This window comes from Blautia hydrogenotrophica DSM 10507 (genome assembly GCF_034356035.1).
Lineage (GTDB): Bacteria > Bacillota > Clostridia > Lachnospirales > Lachnospiraceae > Blautia_A > Blautia_A hydrogenotrophica.
This window is the reverse complement of the sequence record NZ_CP136423.1, coordinates 394,523-411,833: the sequence shown is the minus strand read 5'-3', so window position 1 is coordinate 411,833 and position 17,311 is coordinate 394,523. Positions and strand designations below refer to the sequence as shown.

Annotated in this window: 20 protein-coding genes and 1 riboswitch; of the genes, 4 read left to right on the top strand and 16 right to left on the bottom strand. The window is 42.7% G+C overall.

Annotation, left to right across the window (positions count from 1 at the left end; genetic code table 11):
- Positions 1 to 31: 31 nt before the first annotated feature.
- The 6 genes from BLHYD_RS01985 to BLHYD_RS01960 all read right to left on the bottom strand — a co-directional run bounded on the left by BLHYD_RS01985 (position 32) and on the right by BLHYD_RS01960 (position 3,982).
- Positions 32 to 562: a hypothetical protein gene (locus BLHYD_RS01985; RefSeq protein WP_005947087.1), complete on the bottom strand. Its 531-nt coding sequence runs from the start codon at positions 560 to 562 to the stop codon at positions 32 to 34.
- Positions 563 to 632: 70 nt separating this feature from the next.
- Positions 633 to 1,172: a DUF6560 family protein gene (locus tag BLHYD_RS01980; protein ID WP_005947086.1), complete on the bottom strand. Its 540-nt coding sequence runs from the start codon at positions 1,170 to 1,172 to the stop codon at positions 633 to 635.
- A gap of 22 nt (positions 1,173 to 1,194) precedes the next feature.
- Positions 1,195 to 1,848, bottom strand: coding sequence for a CatA-like O-acetyltransferase (locus tag BLHYD_RS01975; RefSeq protein WP_005947084.1), 654 nt, complete (start codon positions 1,846 to 1,848; stop codon positions 1,195 to 1,197).
- Positions 1,849 to 2,035: 187 nt separating this feature from the next.
- Positions 2,036 to 2,524 (bottom strand): prolyl-tRNA synthetase associated domain-containing protein, encoded by a 489-nt coding sequence (locus tag BLHYD_RS01970; RefSeq protein ID WP_005947082.1) that lies wholly within the window; start codon positions 2,522 to 2,524, stop codon positions 2,036 to 2,038.
- A gap of 203 nt (positions 2,525 to 2,727) precedes the next feature.
- A complete protein-coding gene (locus BLHYD_RS01965) occupies positions 2,728 to 3,339 on the bottom strand; it encodes an NUDIX hydrolase (RefSeq protein ID WP_005947080.1) in 612 nt (203 codons plus the stop codon).
- A gap of 7 nt (positions 3,340 to 3,346) precedes the next feature.
- Positions 3,347 to 3,982, bottom strand: a complete 636-nt coding sequence (locus BLHYD_RS01960; protein ID WP_005947078.1) for an ECF transporter S component — start codon at positions 3,980 to 3,982, stop codon at positions 3,347 to 3,349.
- Positions 3,983 to 4,198: 216 nt separating this feature from the next.
- Positions 4,199 to 4,359: riboswitch (FMN riboswitch) on the bottom strand.
- Between the two features lie 199 nt (positions 4,360 to 4,558).
- Between BLHYD_RS01960 and BLHYD_RS01955 the strand changes: the two genes are divergently transcribed.
- Complete coding sequence (locus tag BLHYD_RS01955) at positions 4,559 to 5,317, top strand: IclR family transcriptional regulator (protein WP_005947076.1); 759 nt, start codon at positions 4,559 to 4,561, stop codon at positions 5,315 to 5,317.
- Between the two features lie 93 nt (positions 5,318 to 5,410).
- Here the strand turns inward: BLHYD_RS01955 and BLHYD_RS01950 are convergent, their stop codons facing one another.
- The 9 genes from BLHYD_RS01950 to BLHYD_RS01910 are packed head-to-tail and all read right to left on the bottom strand — an operon-like array spanning position 5,411 to position 13,356.
- Positions 5,411 to 6,517, bottom strand: a complete 1,107-nt coding sequence (locus BLHYD_RS01950; protein WP_005947075.1) for a YkvI family membrane protein — start codon at positions 6,515 to 6,517, stop codon at positions 5,411 to 5,413.
- Between the two features lie 48 nt (positions 6,518 to 6,565).
- A complete protein-coding gene (locus BLHYD_RS01945) occupies positions 6,566 to 7,210 on the bottom strand; it encodes an aspartate/glutamate racemase family protein (RefSeq protein WP_005947073.1) in 645 nt (214 codons plus the stop codon).
- Between the two features lie 49 nt (positions 7,211 to 7,259).
- A complete protein-coding gene (locus BLHYD_RS01940) occupies positions 7,260 to 8,156 on the bottom strand; it encodes a bifunctional enoyl-CoA hydratase/phosphate acetyltransferase (protein WP_005947071.1) in 897 nt (298 codons plus the stop codon).
- Positions 8,150 to 9,235, bottom strand: a complete 1,086-nt coding sequence (gene buk, locus BLHYD_RS01935) for a butyrate kinase (RefSeq protein WP_040350434.1) — start codon at positions 9,233 to 9,235, stop codon at positions 8,150 to 8,152. The genes BLHYD_RS01940 and buk overlap by 7 nt, the downstream gene beginning before the upstream one ends.
- Positions 9,236 to 9,265: 30 nt before the next feature.
- Positions 9,266 to 10,150, bottom strand: coding sequence for a thiamine pyrophosphate-dependent enzyme (locus tag BLHYD_RS01930; RefSeq protein ID WP_021845702.1), 885 nt, complete (start codon positions 10,148 to 10,150; stop codon positions 9,266 to 9,268).
- The gene (gene porA / locus BLHYD_RS01925; protein WP_021845701.1) at positions 10,137 to 11,348 is read right to left on the bottom strand and encodes a hypothetical protein; all 1,212 of its coding nucleotides are present in this window, start codon (positions 11,346 to 11,348) and stop codon (positions 10,137 to 10,139) included. Before porA ends, BLHYD_RS01930 begins: the two co-directional genes overlap by 14 nt.
- On the bottom strand, positions 11,345 to 11,653 hold the full coding sequence (locus BLHYD_RS01920) for a 4Fe-4S binding protein (protein ID WP_021845700.1): 309 nt from the start codon (positions 11,651 to 11,653) through the stop codon (positions 11,345 to 11,347). The genes porA and BLHYD_RS01920 overlap by 4 nt, the downstream gene beginning before the upstream one ends.
- Positions 11,607 to 12,158 carry a 2-oxoacid:acceptor oxidoreductase family protein gene (locus BLHYD_RS01915; RefSeq protein WP_005947059.1) on the bottom strand — a complete coding sequence of 184 codons (552 nt, stop codon included), beginning with the start codon at positions 12,156 to 12,158 and terminating at the stop codon, positions 11,607 to 11,609. The genes BLHYD_RS01920 and BLHYD_RS01915 overlap by 47 nt, the downstream gene beginning before the upstream one ends.
- Positions 12,159 to 12,174: 16 nt before the next feature.
- Positions 12,175 to 13,356, bottom strand: coding sequence for an aminotransferase-like domain-containing protein (locus BLHYD_RS01910; protein ID WP_005947057.1), 1,182 nt, complete (start codon positions 13,354 to 13,356; stop codon positions 12,175 to 12,177).
- A gap of 205 nt (positions 13,357 to 13,561) precedes the next feature.
- On the opposite strand from BLHYD_RS01910, the gene BLHYD_RS01905 reads away from it, so the two are divergent.
- Genes BLHYD_RS01905 through lpdD form a run of 3 tightly spaced genes read left to right on the top strand, consistent with a single transcriptional unit; the run spans position 13,562 to position 16,015 of the window.
- Entirely contained in the window at positions 13,562 to 15,049 is a 1,488-nt protein-coding gene (locus BLHYD_RS01905) for a UbiD family decarboxylase (RefSeq protein ID WP_005947055.1), read from the top strand.
- Entirely contained in the window at positions 15,039 to 15,623 is a 585-nt protein-coding gene (locus BLHYD_RS01900; protein WP_005947053.1) for a UbiX family flavin prenyltransferase, read from the top strand. The genes BLHYD_RS01905 and BLHYD_RS01900 overlap by 11 nt, the downstream gene beginning before the upstream one ends.
- A complete protein-coding gene (lpdD, locus tag BLHYD_RS01895; RefSeq protein WP_040350433.1) occupies positions 15,620 to 16,015 on the top strand; it encodes a prenylated flavin chaperone LpdD in 396 nt (131 codons plus the stop codon). Before BLHYD_RS01900 ends, lpdD begins: the two co-directional genes overlap by 4 nt.
- Positions 16,016 to 16,123: 108 nt before the next feature.
- Here lpdD and BLHYD_RS01890 read toward each other — a convergent pair whose 3' ends face one another.
- The gene (locus BLHYD_RS01890) at positions 16,124 to 17,299 is read right to left on the bottom strand and encodes a pyridoxal phosphate-dependent aminotransferase (protein WP_040350432.1); all 1,176 of its coding nucleotides are present in this window, start codon (positions 17,297 to 17,299) and stop codon (positions 16,124 to 16,126) included.
- Positions 17,300 to 17,311: the final 12 nt, after the last annotated feature.

Here is a 17,311-nt window from a genome sequence, read left to right as displayed (position 1 = left end):
TTGGTATACAGTATATTTTTGAAAAAACAAGTTAAACATTGACTTTCACTTTTTTCTTTGACTTCCGAAATACAATAATGGAAGTAATTACATCAGCACAAAAAACAAATTGAAGAATTCCGTAAAAGAAAGTTTCTCTTGCTGATATAGCCTTATTATCGCAACTGCGTATAACGGCAGATATACCAATTAAGCCACTTAAAACAATAGCCATCGCATCTAAAACCATCAGAATAACGGAAATTGCAAATGTAAAAATTGTAAGCATACAGACAGTTCCAAAGATAAAAGTAAAAAGATATGCTGGAATCGAAATCGTTTTAATCAACATATTTACTCGACACAATTCAACAAAATCCCATTTTCTCATCAAACTGACAGCACAAGTCGAAACTGCACAAATGAGAGCCACAAGCCAAATGATAAGCAATATAAACAGACAGAAATAAATATTGTTTTGAAAAATATTTTCCATTAGAAAACCGCTAAAAATACCGTACAGTACAAATGCAACAGCATACGGAAACAGCACTATACTTAACGCTGGCACAAACTTTTTCATTAAATTTGCCTCTTTCTTACATACAAATTCTCTTTTTTCTTGGCTGGTTTTTATGGGTGCTTATTTAGTTTTACTGTTTATTTCTTAACTTATATTCTAAGGGAACCTGTTCTTTTTCCATTCTTTTTATAAAATTGCTGTAATGGTCTGTCATACCGTCAACAAAAAAAGCCTTTCTCCTTCTTCCTTTTACATATACATTCGCGCCACCGAGTTTCAATTCGCAATGTGATATACTGGATATTTTCCAATGCCATTTAAAAATCCAAAAATGTACAACAGTTATATCATCATGATCAACGATGATATCCCAAAAACCTTTTATTGGTGCAAGCATCATGATAAACACCACAAAAAAGAAAGCGCCAAAAACAACTGTACCCCAAATATTCCAGTCTTCCCAAAACTCTGGATTATTTATCGTACAAATAATCAAAAGAACCACTACAACTGCTGCACAAAACGTGCCCAAATAAGCAATATCTAGTATTGTCCGTATCGTAAATCTCTTTAGAGAGCGAGTTTGTTTATGACTTCTTTTTCTCATCAGATCCAGCACAAATAAAACAAAATATGCTATGATTACCCCGACTATATATTTTATATCCATATTTTGTCCCCCAAATTCCGGTTTAAAAATTTTTCTGGTCTATAGAATCTATCAATTCCTGTACTTCAATAAAAAACCTTGACAAATGAAAACCGTCTGCTACAGCATGATGAATATTCATGGATAAAGGCATAAGATATTTTTCTTGTTCTACTTCATATTTCCCCCAGGTAATAACTGGAGCAAGAAAATCGCCTTCATCAAACACATGAACGTCAAAATGTCTATATTTTATCCACGGAAGACAAGAAACATCAAAAAAGTTTCGCGGCTGATTTTCGACAAAGGCACGTCTGAACTTGTTTTGTTCTTTATCAGCCATAAAACGATTGTGAAATTCAAATATGTCGTCAGAAAATACGGTAACAAGTTTTGTGAAATTCTCATCTTCCTTATGAAAATCAGCATAAGACGGGGAAATAAAATCCCATTTAATCAAATTTCTGTCGTTATCCCAACTATACTTAAACTCATCATGTGCATTAACAACTTTTGAAACTATCCATATCATAGAGGGATAAAATTTCAAATGGTTGTTTTTAATAAATGTAATTAGATTGGTTACATCAATATCAACTGTCAGGCTCATAACAATTCTCATATTGTCCATGTAACTTTTAAATAAATTTCCTCTGCTCCACTCGTTTATATTTACCTGTGTATAATTTTCTTTCATTGATCTATTCTCCTTTGCATTTAAAAAATTCTTTCATCAATGCAAAGCTCATTGGATAGCATATCTCCATACAAGTCCATTCCATTAAGCCTTGCATGGAGTTTTTCCAAGTCCTAATTTCACAATATCACCTCTTTTTGATACCTATCTATTTCCCAGTTCTATAAAACAAGGATTTGTCTATAGCTTATATCTGCACAACATTTACTGTATTTCCGTGTTGCTGAATAAGTTTCATTAAGTCTTCTGTTTTAAGAAAAACTGTTGCAGTATTGTCATTTGGGTGGACACCTATTAAACCCAAACCATTCATAAAGTCATTATCTAAAAATAATGTCACCCTACACTCAGAATCATTCAACAACCCTAGAGGTGTTACTGATCCAGGTATCAATCCCAAAATATCCATTAAGTCATCTGCCGATGCAAAAGATAATGCTCTTGTGTTATTGTTTTTACGAAACTCTTTCAAATCTACTCGTTTATCACCTTTGACTGTAATAAGATAATAATTTCTTTTCTTATCATCACGAACAAAGAGATTTTTTGCATCATATTCGGGATAAGGTATTTCAAGACTAGAAAGTTCAGCCATGTTATAAACAGCTTCGTGTTCCGTTATCTCGTGCCAAACATTTTCTTGTTTCAAATAATCGTATATTTGCTGCTTATTCATCCATCCATCACTCCTACAACTTCTCATTTGCTTACTGTATATAATATCATAGAACTGCAATGCCGTCGTCTCTTTTCTACCATTGAAAAGTAAACGGATCTGTAATTTTCTCCAACACTAAAAAAGATGCTGCAAATCCATCTAATTCCAATGATTTTGCAGCATCCTCACTTCACCAAACGAAATCAAAAAATACCAGAAGCTCAATAATTCAAAAATTCAAAAGGGTCTTTGGTCTCGTCGAGAAAATGCATAAGCATGTAGGCACACATGATGGCCACCTTTTCTTCCCGCAGAATTCTTCGGACCTCCTGCCGGTCAGCCAAAACCACTTCGATCTCCTCAGAATCCTCCTGTTCATCCTTTCTCACGGTACCACTAGCATAACCGTAGACTGTAGCACAGGTCTCGTCCGTCATCCCAATCGTCGTAAAGTAGGGTTTCTCATATCCCTCCTCCACCGGCACCAGCTCCAAAGTCAAACCGGTCTCCTCCCTGAGCTCACGGACAGCAGTCGCATGAAAATCTTCTCCTTCCTCCACAAGCCCTGCAGGAAATTCATAGATATAATCGTCAATGGTATACCGATACTGCCGTACCAGAACCACCCGGTCCCGGCGCTCTCCGTACAAACTATAGATGATTACACCGTCTGCCATATTCTCATGAGTTTTCAATTTCAGTTTTTCCACATTTTTCGCTCTGGAAGCCACATTATATACCACAGGCGTCTCATGAATACTGGTGGCATGGAGCTGATACAGATTCAGATAAGACAGATCTGTCAGCTTTCTCACATCATGTATAATCCCCATTTTAGTCTCAATCTCCTCTTAAAATCACTCGTACCCGTTTATAGATCAGCAATACAATCACTGACACAATCACATACTTAAACAGATTAAACGGAACCAGAATCAATGCCGCAAAGGTTAGCAAATTGTTCACGGAACCATGAACGGCATTCCCCATCTCGATAAACGCGCTGACTGGCATTCCAAAAGCCTTGCCATAGGCTGGCAACAGAAAAAAAGCGTTGATAAAACAAGCCATAAATGTGGTGAGCACTGTTCCAACACTCATCCCTACCAGTGCATGTACACGGGTCTTTTTATTGTGGTAACGGTAAATTAACCCTGCTGGCACTGCAAATGCACAGCCAAAAATAAAGTTTGCCAGTTCTCCCACTCCAGCCGTCATCGTCCCGTGTAGAACAAAATGTAGTAAAACTTTGATTAGCTCAATGACTACCCCGGCCACAGGCCCCATCGCAAATGCTCCCAACAGTACGGGAACTTCAGAAAAATCCATTTGGTAAAATGGAGGTGCCAATATGGGAATTGGAAATTCAAAATTCATCAGGACTCCGGCCACAGCGCCGAGCATAGCCACCTGCACTAAGTTTCTTGTTTTGCTCCGATTCACCACTTTGGTGTTTCTGATTACTTGTTCACTCATACTTCTCTCTCCTTTTAAAATATTCTCACTAATAAAAGGAAATTCTCACTTAAAGAATAGAGTCAGCGACCGATGAAGTTTATGACACTCTCTGAATTTCCACGAGCTACCTTTTAATAGGAAGATTCTCATATCTCAATATAGTCTCTCTCTAAAACGTAAAAAACACCCAGAGGAAATTCTCAGGGCGTATCAATCACTTCATCTTCTTCATTCAACTTTCTTCTCTCATCCAGACTATACTGTCGGTTTTGGAATTCCCGTTAACAGACATTCAAATATCTGCTTAGAGTCACCAAATCAGCCAAAAGGCTCGCGGACTTTACCGCCGGTAGGGAATTCTCTCTATCAAGAGTCACCCTGCCCCGAAGAATTTTCTTTTATTTTGAAGTTATTATACCCCTTAATATACATGATTTCAAGAGTTTTCCTACTTTTAGTAGAAAAGATTAATCTACCCATTTCCTTTAATCAATATTTGAGGTAAAATTAAGATAGTCAAGAATTCTATCTACTTTTCTCTGAAAAAGTAGGACTTTGCTAAATAAATTATAAAATTTAGGAGGATTTTTATATATGAACGAAGATAAATATTTACTCAGCTCTGTGTCAAATGCTCTGCGTATACTAGACCTTTTAAGTGAAGAGGAACTTCTGGGGGTCGCAGAGATCAGTAAGAGATTAAAGCTTGGAAAAGCAAGTGCTTTTCGTCTGCTCTACACCTTGGAGTACAAGGGTTTTGTAATTAAAAATCACTCTGCGAAATATATGCTCGGAAGAAAATTTTGCTATTTTGGAGAAGTAGTATCGAACAGACAAAGCGATTTCTCCCTAGCCAAACCTGAACTTATCAACTTGAGAGACCAATTAAATGAAACTGTTCACCTTTCTATTTTACTTCCGGACTTAAATCTGACTTTCCTTGATAAAGTCAGTTCCTCACATTCACTACAGATGAATTCCAGAATTGGTTATCAAATGCCAGCATACTGTAGTGGTTCTGGAAAGGTTTTATTAGCAGATCTTTTAGAGACTGATAGAGAAAACGAATTAAAAAATATTGAACTTCAGAAAAAAACAGAGACGACAATCACAGATTACAGCACCCTTCTGAAAGAACTATATAAGATCAAAGAAACGGGCTATGGTATAGACAAAGAAGAATCTGAAGTTGGACTGACTTGTATCGCTGTCCCTATACTCACTTACAATGGCAAAGCCGTCGCAGCTATCAGCGTTTCCGGCGCCGCCCAAAGAATTGAACAAAATGAACTTTCCTATGTGTCAGCACTCAAAGATACTTCAAATAAAATTTCCAAGCTTCTCGGGTGTTGATTTGTCAAAACCAATAACACCCTGCAACCATCATGACCTGTTGCAGGGTGTTGTCCGATTCTCTCTATAAAATAATATCCCTAAAATTATTTTTTATTTCTTTACGAATGCCTTGTAAGCTCCCACGGTAATCAAAGGAAGAATAAATGAAACCACCATTCCAATGGCCATTGCAGTATATCCCTTGTCTACAAGTGCAATGATTCCAAAACGTGACATTAAGATTGCCCCCACTAAATAAGCCGTTGTGATCAATGTTCTGGTGCGAGCTTTCAACGGAGGTTTATCATTTTCTGCCAATTGTTTATCAATTCTCGATGTCATGGCATTCATTACTCCAACTGTAGTTGCCACTAAAGTCCAACCTGCGATAACTCCAAAAATTATTACAACAATTGGATGTACATTCATCATCATAATCAACCATGGAACTCCCGCCCCAAACACATTCTCATCAGGATAGTATGCCATCAATGCTAAATATGTCAAAACCCATGGAATAATAATGATAAAACCTGCTATAAAACCGGAAACCATTGCTTCTCTGCGATTTTTAAACTTTTCACAGGTAAAAAATGCCGTGGTCAATGGCTGTACATTAAACCCCACATACAAAATACCTACCCAAATTAATGAGAAAATCCCCAATTCTCCACTGACATAACTGGTATCTCCCTCCGCAAAAACCCGCGCTATATTATCGGTTCTGCCATAAATGGCCAAAATTGCAAACGTAATATATCCTATATACAATGCTACAGCCCCTGCTACGGCAAACTTCTCAATTAACTGTTGTCCAAAAAAGCTTAGCAGAGCTGAAATTACAATAATCACGAGAACTCCTACATAATATGGGAAATTCATTGTTTTTTGCAGAATATCTCCAGTAGCAGATGCCATTACTGACATAACTAAAAGGGACTGAATAAAAAAGATGATGTCATAAACATGTGCTAACGGGCCCGCATAAACCTTTAAATGACTGCGATAATCAAATACCTGAAATTTTCTCGCCACCTCAAAAGATATTACACACAGCGCTGAAAAAGTCAATGCAATTGTCAACCCCACAATCCACCCTTTATAGCCATATTGTCCCCCATATTGTACAATTTCACGTCCAGTGGCAAAACCGCCGCCAATCATAACTGACATAAGAACAAAACCAGGTGATAAATATCTGTCAACAAAACCTTTCATCTTTACGTTCCTCCTCTCGTAAAAGAGAACTCATCCGAGATAAATATCTCAGTCATTCACGAGCAATTCGTACATCTTATCCGCTGGGTCTAAAATAGGAATTCTTACCTTCTCATCCAACACTCTTCGTATATACGGAAAATGTGTACAACCTAAAATAAAAGCTTCCGCCCCGGCACTCTCAAAAAATTCAAACAAACTCATCAAATGAAATTTTTCAACTATTTGTTCTGGTAGCGTCTGAGCTTCTATTTCCACAACCATAGGCAGCAAGCTGGCTCCGACAACTGTGCAGGAAAGATTTGACTGCAAAATAGCTCGTTCAATTCCTGCTAAGCCTTGATTATTACCTGCCAACACAGAAAGCACTTGATACTGTTTCGCATAACAGGCATAGGCCATGAGCGGTGTTACGATCTTGATTCCTAGCTTCCTCGACAACATCTCCATGTCCACCGTCGAGCTCAGTGAATTACAATATATCATCATTGCATTCATGCCATCTGATTGAGCCGATTGAATTAGTCTTTGAATTCTGTTCGTCCGAACCTCCGAAGACTGCATTTGAAATTCTGTCTGCTCCCTCGCCGCTTTTGCAGCAGGATAAGCATAAGTTTCTATCCCTCTTACATTTAAAACTTCTACTCCCATCTGTGTATCAACTGGAGAACCTGCTATAACACCAACCTTCATCGCCAAAGCAAAACATCTCCTTTCCTCTACTGCAATTAAATGCAGATATCTACTTCGATAAATATACCGCCAGTGCCATCGACAATATTTTATTTCGTATCGAATCTGTCCTGGATGTCATAATAACTGGTGCCGATGCGCCTGCGATGGCGGATGCCATGTCTTTCTTTGCATAGTATGTAAGTGCTTTAATCAAGACATTTCCTGTCTGGATATTGGGAACCAACAAAATATCTGCCGAGCCAGCCACCGAACTTTTAATCTTCTTATGCCTGGCTGCCTCCGCTGAAACAGCATTATCCAATGCCAAAGGGCCGTCCAACACACAACCTTTAATCTGGCCCCTCTCATTCATCTTACACAGAGCTGCCGCATCCAAAGTATCCATCATTACTGGATTTATGACTTCCACCGCTCCTAAAAGCGCCACTTTTGGACATTCGTATCCCAACTTATGGGCCAACTCCACAGCATTTTCAATGATTTTTCTCTTAGCATCCAGGTCCGGCGCGATAGAAATTACACCATCTGTAATCATCTGTATCCCATCACCTTGTATACTATCAATAATTGAAATTTGACTGATTAACTTTCCTGTGTGAAGCCCTTCCTCCTTGTCCAAAACCGCCTTCATAAACTCCTTCGTGTACAGCAGCCCTTTCATAACTGCCTGCGCTTTCTGTTCTTTTACAAGACGAACCGCCAACTTTGCAGCTTTTTTCTCATCCGGTTCATGAATAATCTCTGCATCAGTGTCTATCCCTTCCTCCTGCTGAAGTTCACGGATCTCCTTCTCATCACCAATCAAGATAAAGTTCGCCAGTCCGTCAGTTTCTGCCTCCCGCACCACTTCCATAATTTCTCGGTCAGCGGCTGCTGCGACTGCCACTGTCCTTCTCTCCTCATTTTTCACATTCTTCAAGATGGCCTCTAAGCTATTCAGCACGTAATCACCTCCTCATACTCTCTCGCCTTTTCTGCCCCTGTCAGATACCGAAGAGAGCTCTCAGCCAACGCGACCATTTCATTCTCCCCCGGTACCAAATAGACAGGGGCCAGACAACCTGTACGTTTTTTAATCTCTTCTGTAAGACATTTAGAATGGGCCAAGCCACCTGTTAAAGCAATTGCATCTACCTTTCCCTCCAACACCGTATACATGCCTCCGATCTCTTTTGACACTTGGTAGGCCATTGCCTGAAAAACCATTTTCGCATAGGCGTCTCCGGACACAATTCTCTTTTCAATTTCCTCTCCATTATTGGTTCCCAAATAAGAGGTTAATCCTCCCTGTCCTTTGAAATACCGCGATGCCTCTTCCTCTGTATATTCCCCGCTGAAGCACAGATGTATAACTTCTTCCACAACAATCGTCCCAGTACGTTCTGGAGAAAATGGTCCTTCTCCATCCAGAGCATTGTTCATGTCAATCAATTTTCCTCTCCGGTGGGCTCCCACAGAGACTCCGCCGCCTAGGTGCACGACAATCATATTGGATTTCTCATAAGAAGTCCCCCTCATCTGTGCTACAATTCTGGCAGTCCTCTTTTGATTCAGTACATGGCCACTTGATATTCTGGGCAGCTCCTTCTTTCCTGAAAACCTGGCCAATTCACAGAATTCGTCCGCGATGGGAGGGTCCGCCGTCAATGCAGGGATGCGGAATTTTTTTCCCAACTCAAACGCAACTTCACAACCGACTCCTGTCGCATGTATTCCGTATCTTCCACTCTTGATATCCTCGAGCATCGCCTCGTTAATTCTGTAAATTCCTCCTGGCACAGGCCTACAGTTTCCACCCCTGGATGCAATAGCCTGAAACTGTTCCAGTTGAAATCCCTGTTCCTTTAGTGTCCTTACTACCGTTTCCTCACGAAATTCTTTCTGTTCTCCCACGGTCCGATATAAGGCCAATTCTTCAGGCAGATGTTTAACGGAGACTTTTAGCCGCTCCGCGGTATTCTCAAAGACAGAAATTTTCGTGGAAGTCGAACCAAAATTAATCACCAATATGAGATATGACACAGGTATCCCCTCCTTCCCTCAAAAATCTGTTCACCGCCGACTCATAAATTCTAATCTTCTCATCGTCTCACAATGGCTCTTCTCTACATACCTCTGAAACTCTTCCCTCTGCTCTGCTCCCAAATGTCGGAACCTCCCCTGAAGACAAAGATACTTCTCTACAGGTTTTAGCTCGTTAATCTTACTGTTCACATTTACCTCTCCATCTACATACTCATAGAGGACCCAGCAACCTGTCTGTTCCGCAAGCCTTGAAATCTCAATTGTCTTCTCCGGTGCACTTCTCCATCCCGTGGGACAGGGAGCATATACATGAAGGAAGGCTGGCCCCTGTGTCTGTCTCGCCTTTTTTACCTTACGCTTCAAGTCTGGAAGATTGTGAACCGCAGCGGTAGCCACATAGGGAATATTATGGGCAATAGCAATCTGTCCCAGATCTTTTCTCCCAGTTTTCTTTCCACCAGGGGTTGTAGTCGTACTTGCCATGTAAGGAGTAGAACTACTCCCTTGAATTCCTGTATTCATATATGCCTCATTGTCATAACACAGATACAAAATTCGATCTTGACGCTCAAAAGCTCCTGACAATGACTGTAGCCCAATATCTGCCGTAGCCCCATCTCCCGCAAAACACAGCACTGTCGTGTGAGTATTTCCCTTTGCATCCAAAGCTGTGCGTATTCCAGATGCGCTGGCAGCCGTATTCTCCAAATTCCCCTGATATCCTGGTATCTTTAGATTTGTCTCCGCTCCAAAACCGGAAAACAGTGCAGAACACCCCGGCGGAATTACTACAATCACATCCTCATCCAATGCCTCCATCACATTTCTCATTACGATTTCCAAACCGCAACCGGCACAAGCACTGACCCCTTTGGAAACCAGTCCTTCCGTCTCATGTCTAATCTCTAGCATATCTCGTCACCTGCCTTAATCTCATTGCATCCTCTTTCACATCAATCCACTCCGTATTGACGTTCCGTTTGCCTTCCTTAATCGCCAACAGTTCCAAGAACATTTTTTCCACCACCGAGGCCGGAACATCCCTGCCTCCTAGGCCACCTATGTAATGACGCACATCCACATCTGTTCGGGTCAATGCCGCTGCCACCTCACTCCACAGTGGTCCGCACTGATTTCCCAGACAGGAGCTGCGATCGAAGACTCCGATCACAGGAATATGAGCCAGAGCCTTCCTGATCTGCTCCCCAGGGAAAGGACGAAACATCGTTATCTTCAACAGTCCTACTTTCTCTCCCTTGTCACGCATCTTATTTACTACATGCTTGACTGTTCCACACATGGAACCTAGGGCCACCAAGGCTACCTGTGCATCCTCCAGCTTGTATTCCTCGATTTCACAAAGTTCATGTCCAAATTTCTCCCGATACTCCTTCATGACCTCTGAGATAACCTTCATAGCCTGGTCCATTCCTATCTTCTGCTGATATCTCATCTCCGTAAATTCCTCCGGTCCAGTCAGATCGCAGCAAAACATAGGGTCCTCTGTATCCAAATACATATTCTGGGGTACATAATCTCCGATAAAATCATCTACCTCTTCCTGAGACGGCAGCTCCAGCTTTTGCATAGAATGCGATAAAAAGAATCCGTCCAGGCATACCATAGCCGGCGTCAGTACTCTCTTGTCTTCCGACACTCTATATGCCACCATCATCAGGTCAAATACCTCTTGGACATTCTGACAATAGAATTGCATCCACCCCAAATCTTTGACTGTCATCGCATCACCATGTTCACACTGTAGCGTCCAAGGTGCCGCCAGTCCACGGTTTACCACAGGCATGACGACCGGCAGCCGCAGCCCTGAAGTCATAGACAATACCTCCGTCATCAATGCCAATCCCTGGGAAGCAGTCGCCGTCCCCGCCCTCACACCAGTAAGAGCTGCGGCCGTCACCGCTGACATAGCTGAGTGTTCCGATTCCACACGGATATATTTTGCGTCCAGTTCGCCGTCATCTACATATTCTGCCAGCTTCTCTGAGATAGATGACTGAGGCGTAATTGGATACAGTGCTATGACCTTCGGTCTGGCAAGACGCATAGCCTCCGCAGCTGCCCCATTTCCATCCAGCATCTTTTTTCTCATATCTGCTCCCCTCCTTCCGGTATCATAGAGATACATTGCTTCGGACATTCATTGGCACAAATCCCACAGCCCTTACAATAATTCCAATCAAAATAAACGCCTTCTTTTACAGTCTTATCCACCACAATAATTCCTGCTGGACAGTATCGCGCACAAGTTCCGCACTTTACACAAATGTCAAAATTCACAGCCGGACGTTCTAATCTCCAGGAACCAGTATTAGCACTGGTAAAAGTCGCCGCGACCGGCCCTAGAAGATTACATTTTTCTTGTTCTCTCAAAAGTTTCTCTCGCTGCTTCTGCATTTTTCACACCCGCCTTCTCTCCAAATGTCTCCATGATAGCCTTATCCACAGATTCGATTCCTGCCACTCCAATCGCTGCCACCGCTCCTAGCATGGAACAATTTGGAATAGCCCTATGAATATGTCGGTAAGCAATTGCCGTACCGTCCACATAATAGATGCTACGAAAGCCTATCTCACTGTAAGCTTTCAGCACATCCTTCCGTTCGCTGTTCAGTACCAATACACTGTCCGGATGAATCCCCTCCGCCACATTTACTTTTTTGTGAATAAGTTCTGGGTCAAAAACAACCACAATATCCGGCTCGTAAACAAAAGAATTCAAAAGCACAGGTTCCCGATCTACAATGATGCTGGTATTCACCGGTGCTCCCCGTCTCTCATGCCCATAAGAAGGAACTGTAATTGCATATTCATCCTCATAAAGCGATACTGCCTTAGACAGCAGCTTCGCGGCGGTGACTACCCCTTGTCCTCCAATTCCATAAAATTTTAACTGAATCATCGCTGCACCTCCCTGCTCAATAGTATTTCTTTAGAAGTAATCCAAGACGCCGCATCCCTTCCTCGATCTGTTCCTCATCCACAAAGGAATAACTTAGTCGAATGTAATTCTCATGTCCCGGTCCTGTAAAGAATCCGCCACCCTGCACAAACCCTACTTTTGCTTCTCTGGCAGCCTCGATCAACAGTTCTCCTCCGTCTATCTCTTCCTTCAGTTCCAACCAAACGAAAAAACCTCCATGAGGTTTCGTGTACCTCACACCACTTGGCAAATATTTCTCAATACACTCCAACATGCGATCTCGTCTTCCACGGTAAACTGCTCTGACCTCCTCGATATGAGTATTCAAATCAAATTTTCTCATGTACTCTGCCGCAATCTTTTCATCCAATGTGCTACACTGCAAATTCGAAGACTGCTTACACAAAATATATTTTTCCAATATCTGAGGTTCCGCACATACCCATCCAATTCGAAAACCTGGACAAAAAATCTTTGAAAACGATCCCAGCATAATCACCCAGCCTTCTTCGTCAAAGCTCTTCACAGCCGGATGACGGTCTCCATCGTAGTACAGATCTCCATAGGGACAGTCTTCTATCACCGGTATCTCGTATTCTGCCGCTAACTGGGCCAACCTCCTCCGGCGTTCATCGCTCATGACAATTCCTGTAGGATTCTGAAAATCTGGAATCGTGTAAATCATCTTCGCCTCAGGATGAGCTTTCAATGCCTGTTCTAGCTCGTCCATCTTCATTCCATCCTCGTCCAGAGATATTCCCACGTAACTAGGCTGGTACGCCTCAAATGCAGAATACGCTCCCACATAACTAGGATTCTCACAGATGATCACATCCCCCGGATTCACAAAGATTTTTGCTGACATCTCAATTCCCTCCTGAGAACCAGAAGTCAATGTAATCCTGTCAGCAGTCGTTCTCACCCCGGCCTCTCTCATCCTCTGCTCTGCGATCAAGCTGCGTAAATCTGGAATACCTTCTGTGTCACTGTACTGAAGGGCCTCCTGATAATCCCTCTGTAAAATCTCGATCACAGAAGGTATCAATTCGTCCGCTGGAAACAGCTTTCCCTCAGGCTTACCTGCCGCAAAAGAAATAAGCATTGGATCGTCAAACAGTTTATTTCTCACAGACGTCCCTTTCATTCCCTTCATTCTCTCTGCAAATGAAATCCTCATGGCAACTCTCCTTTCTCTTCTGGAAATATTTTCTATATCGAAATATAGTTTCTTAAAGTGAAATTATGTTTTTTATTATAACAAATAAATTCCGAAAATCAATAGTATGTCCGCAAAATGTTTCTCTAATTAAAATTAGGTATTGTATATCGAAACAATTTGAACTATAATAAGACCAAAGAAAATTTATAGTAAGGAGGTTATTATGAAAAAAAATGTTGACAGTTTAAGAAGTGCTCTCGATTTACTCAGAACTATGCCAGGACAGCTCCTGGAAACAAACACAGCGGTAAACACGGAAGCTGAGCTTGCCGGTATCTACCGCTACGTGGGTGCCGGCGGAACCGTCTCAAGACCCACGAAAGAAGGCCCCGCCATGCTTTTTCACAATATTCAAAATCATCCCGGAACCTCCGTAGCCATCGGACTTCTTGCCAGCCGCAAAAGAGTAGCCGCTCTGCTGGACTGTCCTGCACAAGAATTGGGCAAGAAACTATTTCGATGTACCGAACATCCAGTTCCCCCTGTCCTCTCCCAAAAACCAGCTCCTTGCCAAGAAATTATTCACAAAAGTTCTGATCTTGGTTTTGACTTGCACAAGCTGCTACCTGCCCCCACCAATACTCCCGATGATGCCGGACCGTATATTACTCTGGGAATGTGTTATGCTACCCACCCGGATACTGGCCTGCACGATGTAACCATACACCGTCTCTGTATCCAAGGAGAGAGAGAACTCTCCATCTTTTTCACCCCAGGAGCCAGACATATCGGTGCGATGGCCGAGAGAGCTGAGCAGTTAGGCCAGACGCTGCCTATCTCCATCAGTATTGGTGTTGACCCGGCTATAGAAATTGGCTCCTGTTTTGAGCCGCCTACTACCCCATTAGGTTATGACGAACTGGCAATTGCCGGAGCTCTGAGACAAAAACCAGTAACATTAACTCGCTGTCTCACCATAAACGAATTTGCCATCGCCAATGCGGAATATGTAATCGAAGGTGAAGTACAGCCCAACATCCGCATCCGCGAAGACCAAAGGCGCGGCACTGGTTATGCAATGCCTGAATTTCCAGGTTACACAGGACCTTCCAGTGACCAATGCTGGCTCATAAAAGTATCCGCAGTAACACATCGTCGTAATCCTATCATGCAAACCTGCATCGGCCCTAGCGAAGAACACGTATCCATGGCAGGTATTCCCACAGAGGCTAGCATCTTCGCCATGATTGAAAAAGCTATGCCTGGTCGTCTGAAGAATCTCTACTGTTCTTCTTCTGGAGGAGGAAAATTTATGGCTATCCTTCAGTTTCAGAAACTGTCAGCCAGCGACGAAGGTCGTCAGAGACAGGCCGCACTTTTGGCCTTCTCAGCTTTTAGTGAACTCAAGCACATTTTCCTAGTGGATGAAGATGTGGACTGTTTTGACATAAACGATGTTCTTTGGGCCATGAACACCCGCTTTCAAGGAGATAAGGACATCATCACGATTCCGGGAGTCCGCTGCCATCCCTTAGACCCATCCAACAGCCCGGATTTTTCCCCTTCTATTTTAGACCAAGGAATCGCCTGTAAGACTATCTTCGACTGTACTGTTCCCTATCACCTAAAATCTCGCTTCATAAGATCACGTTTTTTAGAATTGGACCCGTCACCATGGCTGAGAGAGGAGAAAAAAGACCATGCAAAATAAGAAAAAACGTATTCTCATTGGTTCTAGCGGAGCAAGCGGCATGCCTCTTCTACTTTGCTGTCTGGAACTGATTCGCAAAGCTGAAAACTATGAATCTCACCTGATTCTGACTCCCAGTGCCCTCCTCACTTTAGAGCATGAATGTGGACTAAAAGAAAAAGATCTCCAAAAATACGCTGATAAAATTTACTCTCCTGAAGACATCGGCGCTTCACCTGCAAGCGGTTCTTTTCTGACTGAAGGAATGTTAGTGATTCCCTGTAGTATGAAAACTCTCGCTGGCATTCAGACTGGCTACACAGATAATCTTCTCCTGCGTGCTGCTGATGTGACAATCAAAGAACAGCGTCGGCTTATTCTGGCTGTAAGAGAATCTCCCCTGAGCGCCATTCACTTAAGGAATATGGCCCAACTCGCACTTCTTCCTGGTGTACGAATTATGCCACTTATGTTAACCTATTACCATTGTCCACGTACTCTAGAAGATATGACAAATCAAGTAGCTGCCAGACTTGTAGAACCCTTTGGAATTAAATCTGAAGAATACCACAGATGGGAGGGATTAAAAACATGACTGAACAATGGACTCCCAAGACCCTGCATCTGGAAATACCACTGAGCTTTTCCTCCCTTCACCTCCAGCTCCAGTTCGTGGGAGAAGATCTCTCCGTCCTCGTATACGGCGGAGAACACGCCCATATCGGATGTACTGTCCTCTCTATCCCGCGTCCTTCTCTCACTGACAGCCAAAAAACAAGCTGCACTTCATCCGTCCTTAATGTCACCGGACATAAAGACGAAATCATCTGCCGCTATCTCTCAGAAGTAATCACCTGCAAGTACAACCGTACCACCGTGTGCAGCGGTGGTTTTCACTGTGATAATCTTAATTCCGAACAGATTCAGGAAATTGTAGATGCTGTCAAAACAAGCTGCATAGATCTATTCAAAGAAAAAGGAGAATAGAAAGACTTTCCGTCTAAAATTTTCAGCGGAAGCCTTAATATAAGAAAAAATCGGCCAGCCCCAATACCTAGGGGCTAGCCTTTGTCAAAATGCTCAAATATGAAAAAATTAAAGTCTGTCCACAAACTCCCGTATTCTCCGCAGCCCTTCGTGGATATCCTCTGCTGAAGTGGCATAAGAAATCCGTATGTACCCTTCCCCAGACATCCCAAAACCGCTGCCCGGCACCACGCCCACATGCTTCTCCTTCAGCAACCTTTGGGCAAACTCCTCCGAAGAAAGCCCGGTATCCCGGATGTTCACAAAGGCATAGAAGGCTCCCCTTGGCTTCGCGCAGCGCAGTCTTCCTGTCCCATTGATTCCCTGATACACCAAATCTCTTCTTTTCTGGAATTCGCTGACCATAGACTCTACATACTTTTTAGTCCGGCTATTCAACGCCTCAATCCCAGCCCACTGTACAAAGGTATTTACGCATGAAATCGAGTTCTCATTAATTCTCCCCATGGCGTCAATAAGATCCGCAGGCCCAGCCGCATAGGCCAGTCTCCACCCCGTCATGGAAAAAGATTTTGAAAAAGACTGGCATAAAATCACCCTCTCTTTCATCCCCTCAATCATTGTGGGACTGTAAAATTTCAGGCCATCAAAAATAATGTCATGGTAGACCTCGTCAGAAATCACGATCAGATCATGTCTCTTGCAGAAATCGCAGAATTCCATCAAATCCTCGTATCCCAGAACCGCTCCTGTGGGATTGTTGGGATAATTGAGCAAAATCGCCTTCGTCCGGTCAGTGACCGCCGCTTCCAAATCCTCCATCGCATAGACAAAACTGTTCTCTTCCCTGAGAGGCACAAAAACCGGCCTGCCATGCACCATCTTTGGGTGATTGGGATGGTTACTCCAGCAAGGATCACTGACAATCATCTCATCCTCCCGGTCCAGCACTGCCGCTGCTGCCAAACGAAGAGTATCCATGCCGCTGGGAGTAATCAATATCTGTGTCTGAGAATCGTAGTACACCCCATAGTCTCTTTTAAGATATTCCGAGACCGCTCTCTTTAACTCAGGAATTCCTGCATTGGGCGCATACTTCGTCTTTCCCGTCTTCAATGCTCTCATCCCTGCCTCCACAATATTGGGCGGCGTGGGAAAATCCGGTTCTCCCACCGTAAACGAAATCATATCCCCACAAGTCCCGGCAATCCGAGTCTGCTCTTCCAGAAAAAGCCTGATCGCTGATCTCTCCAGACTTCTTCCTTCTTCTGATATTCTTCCCATATGTTTTCCTCC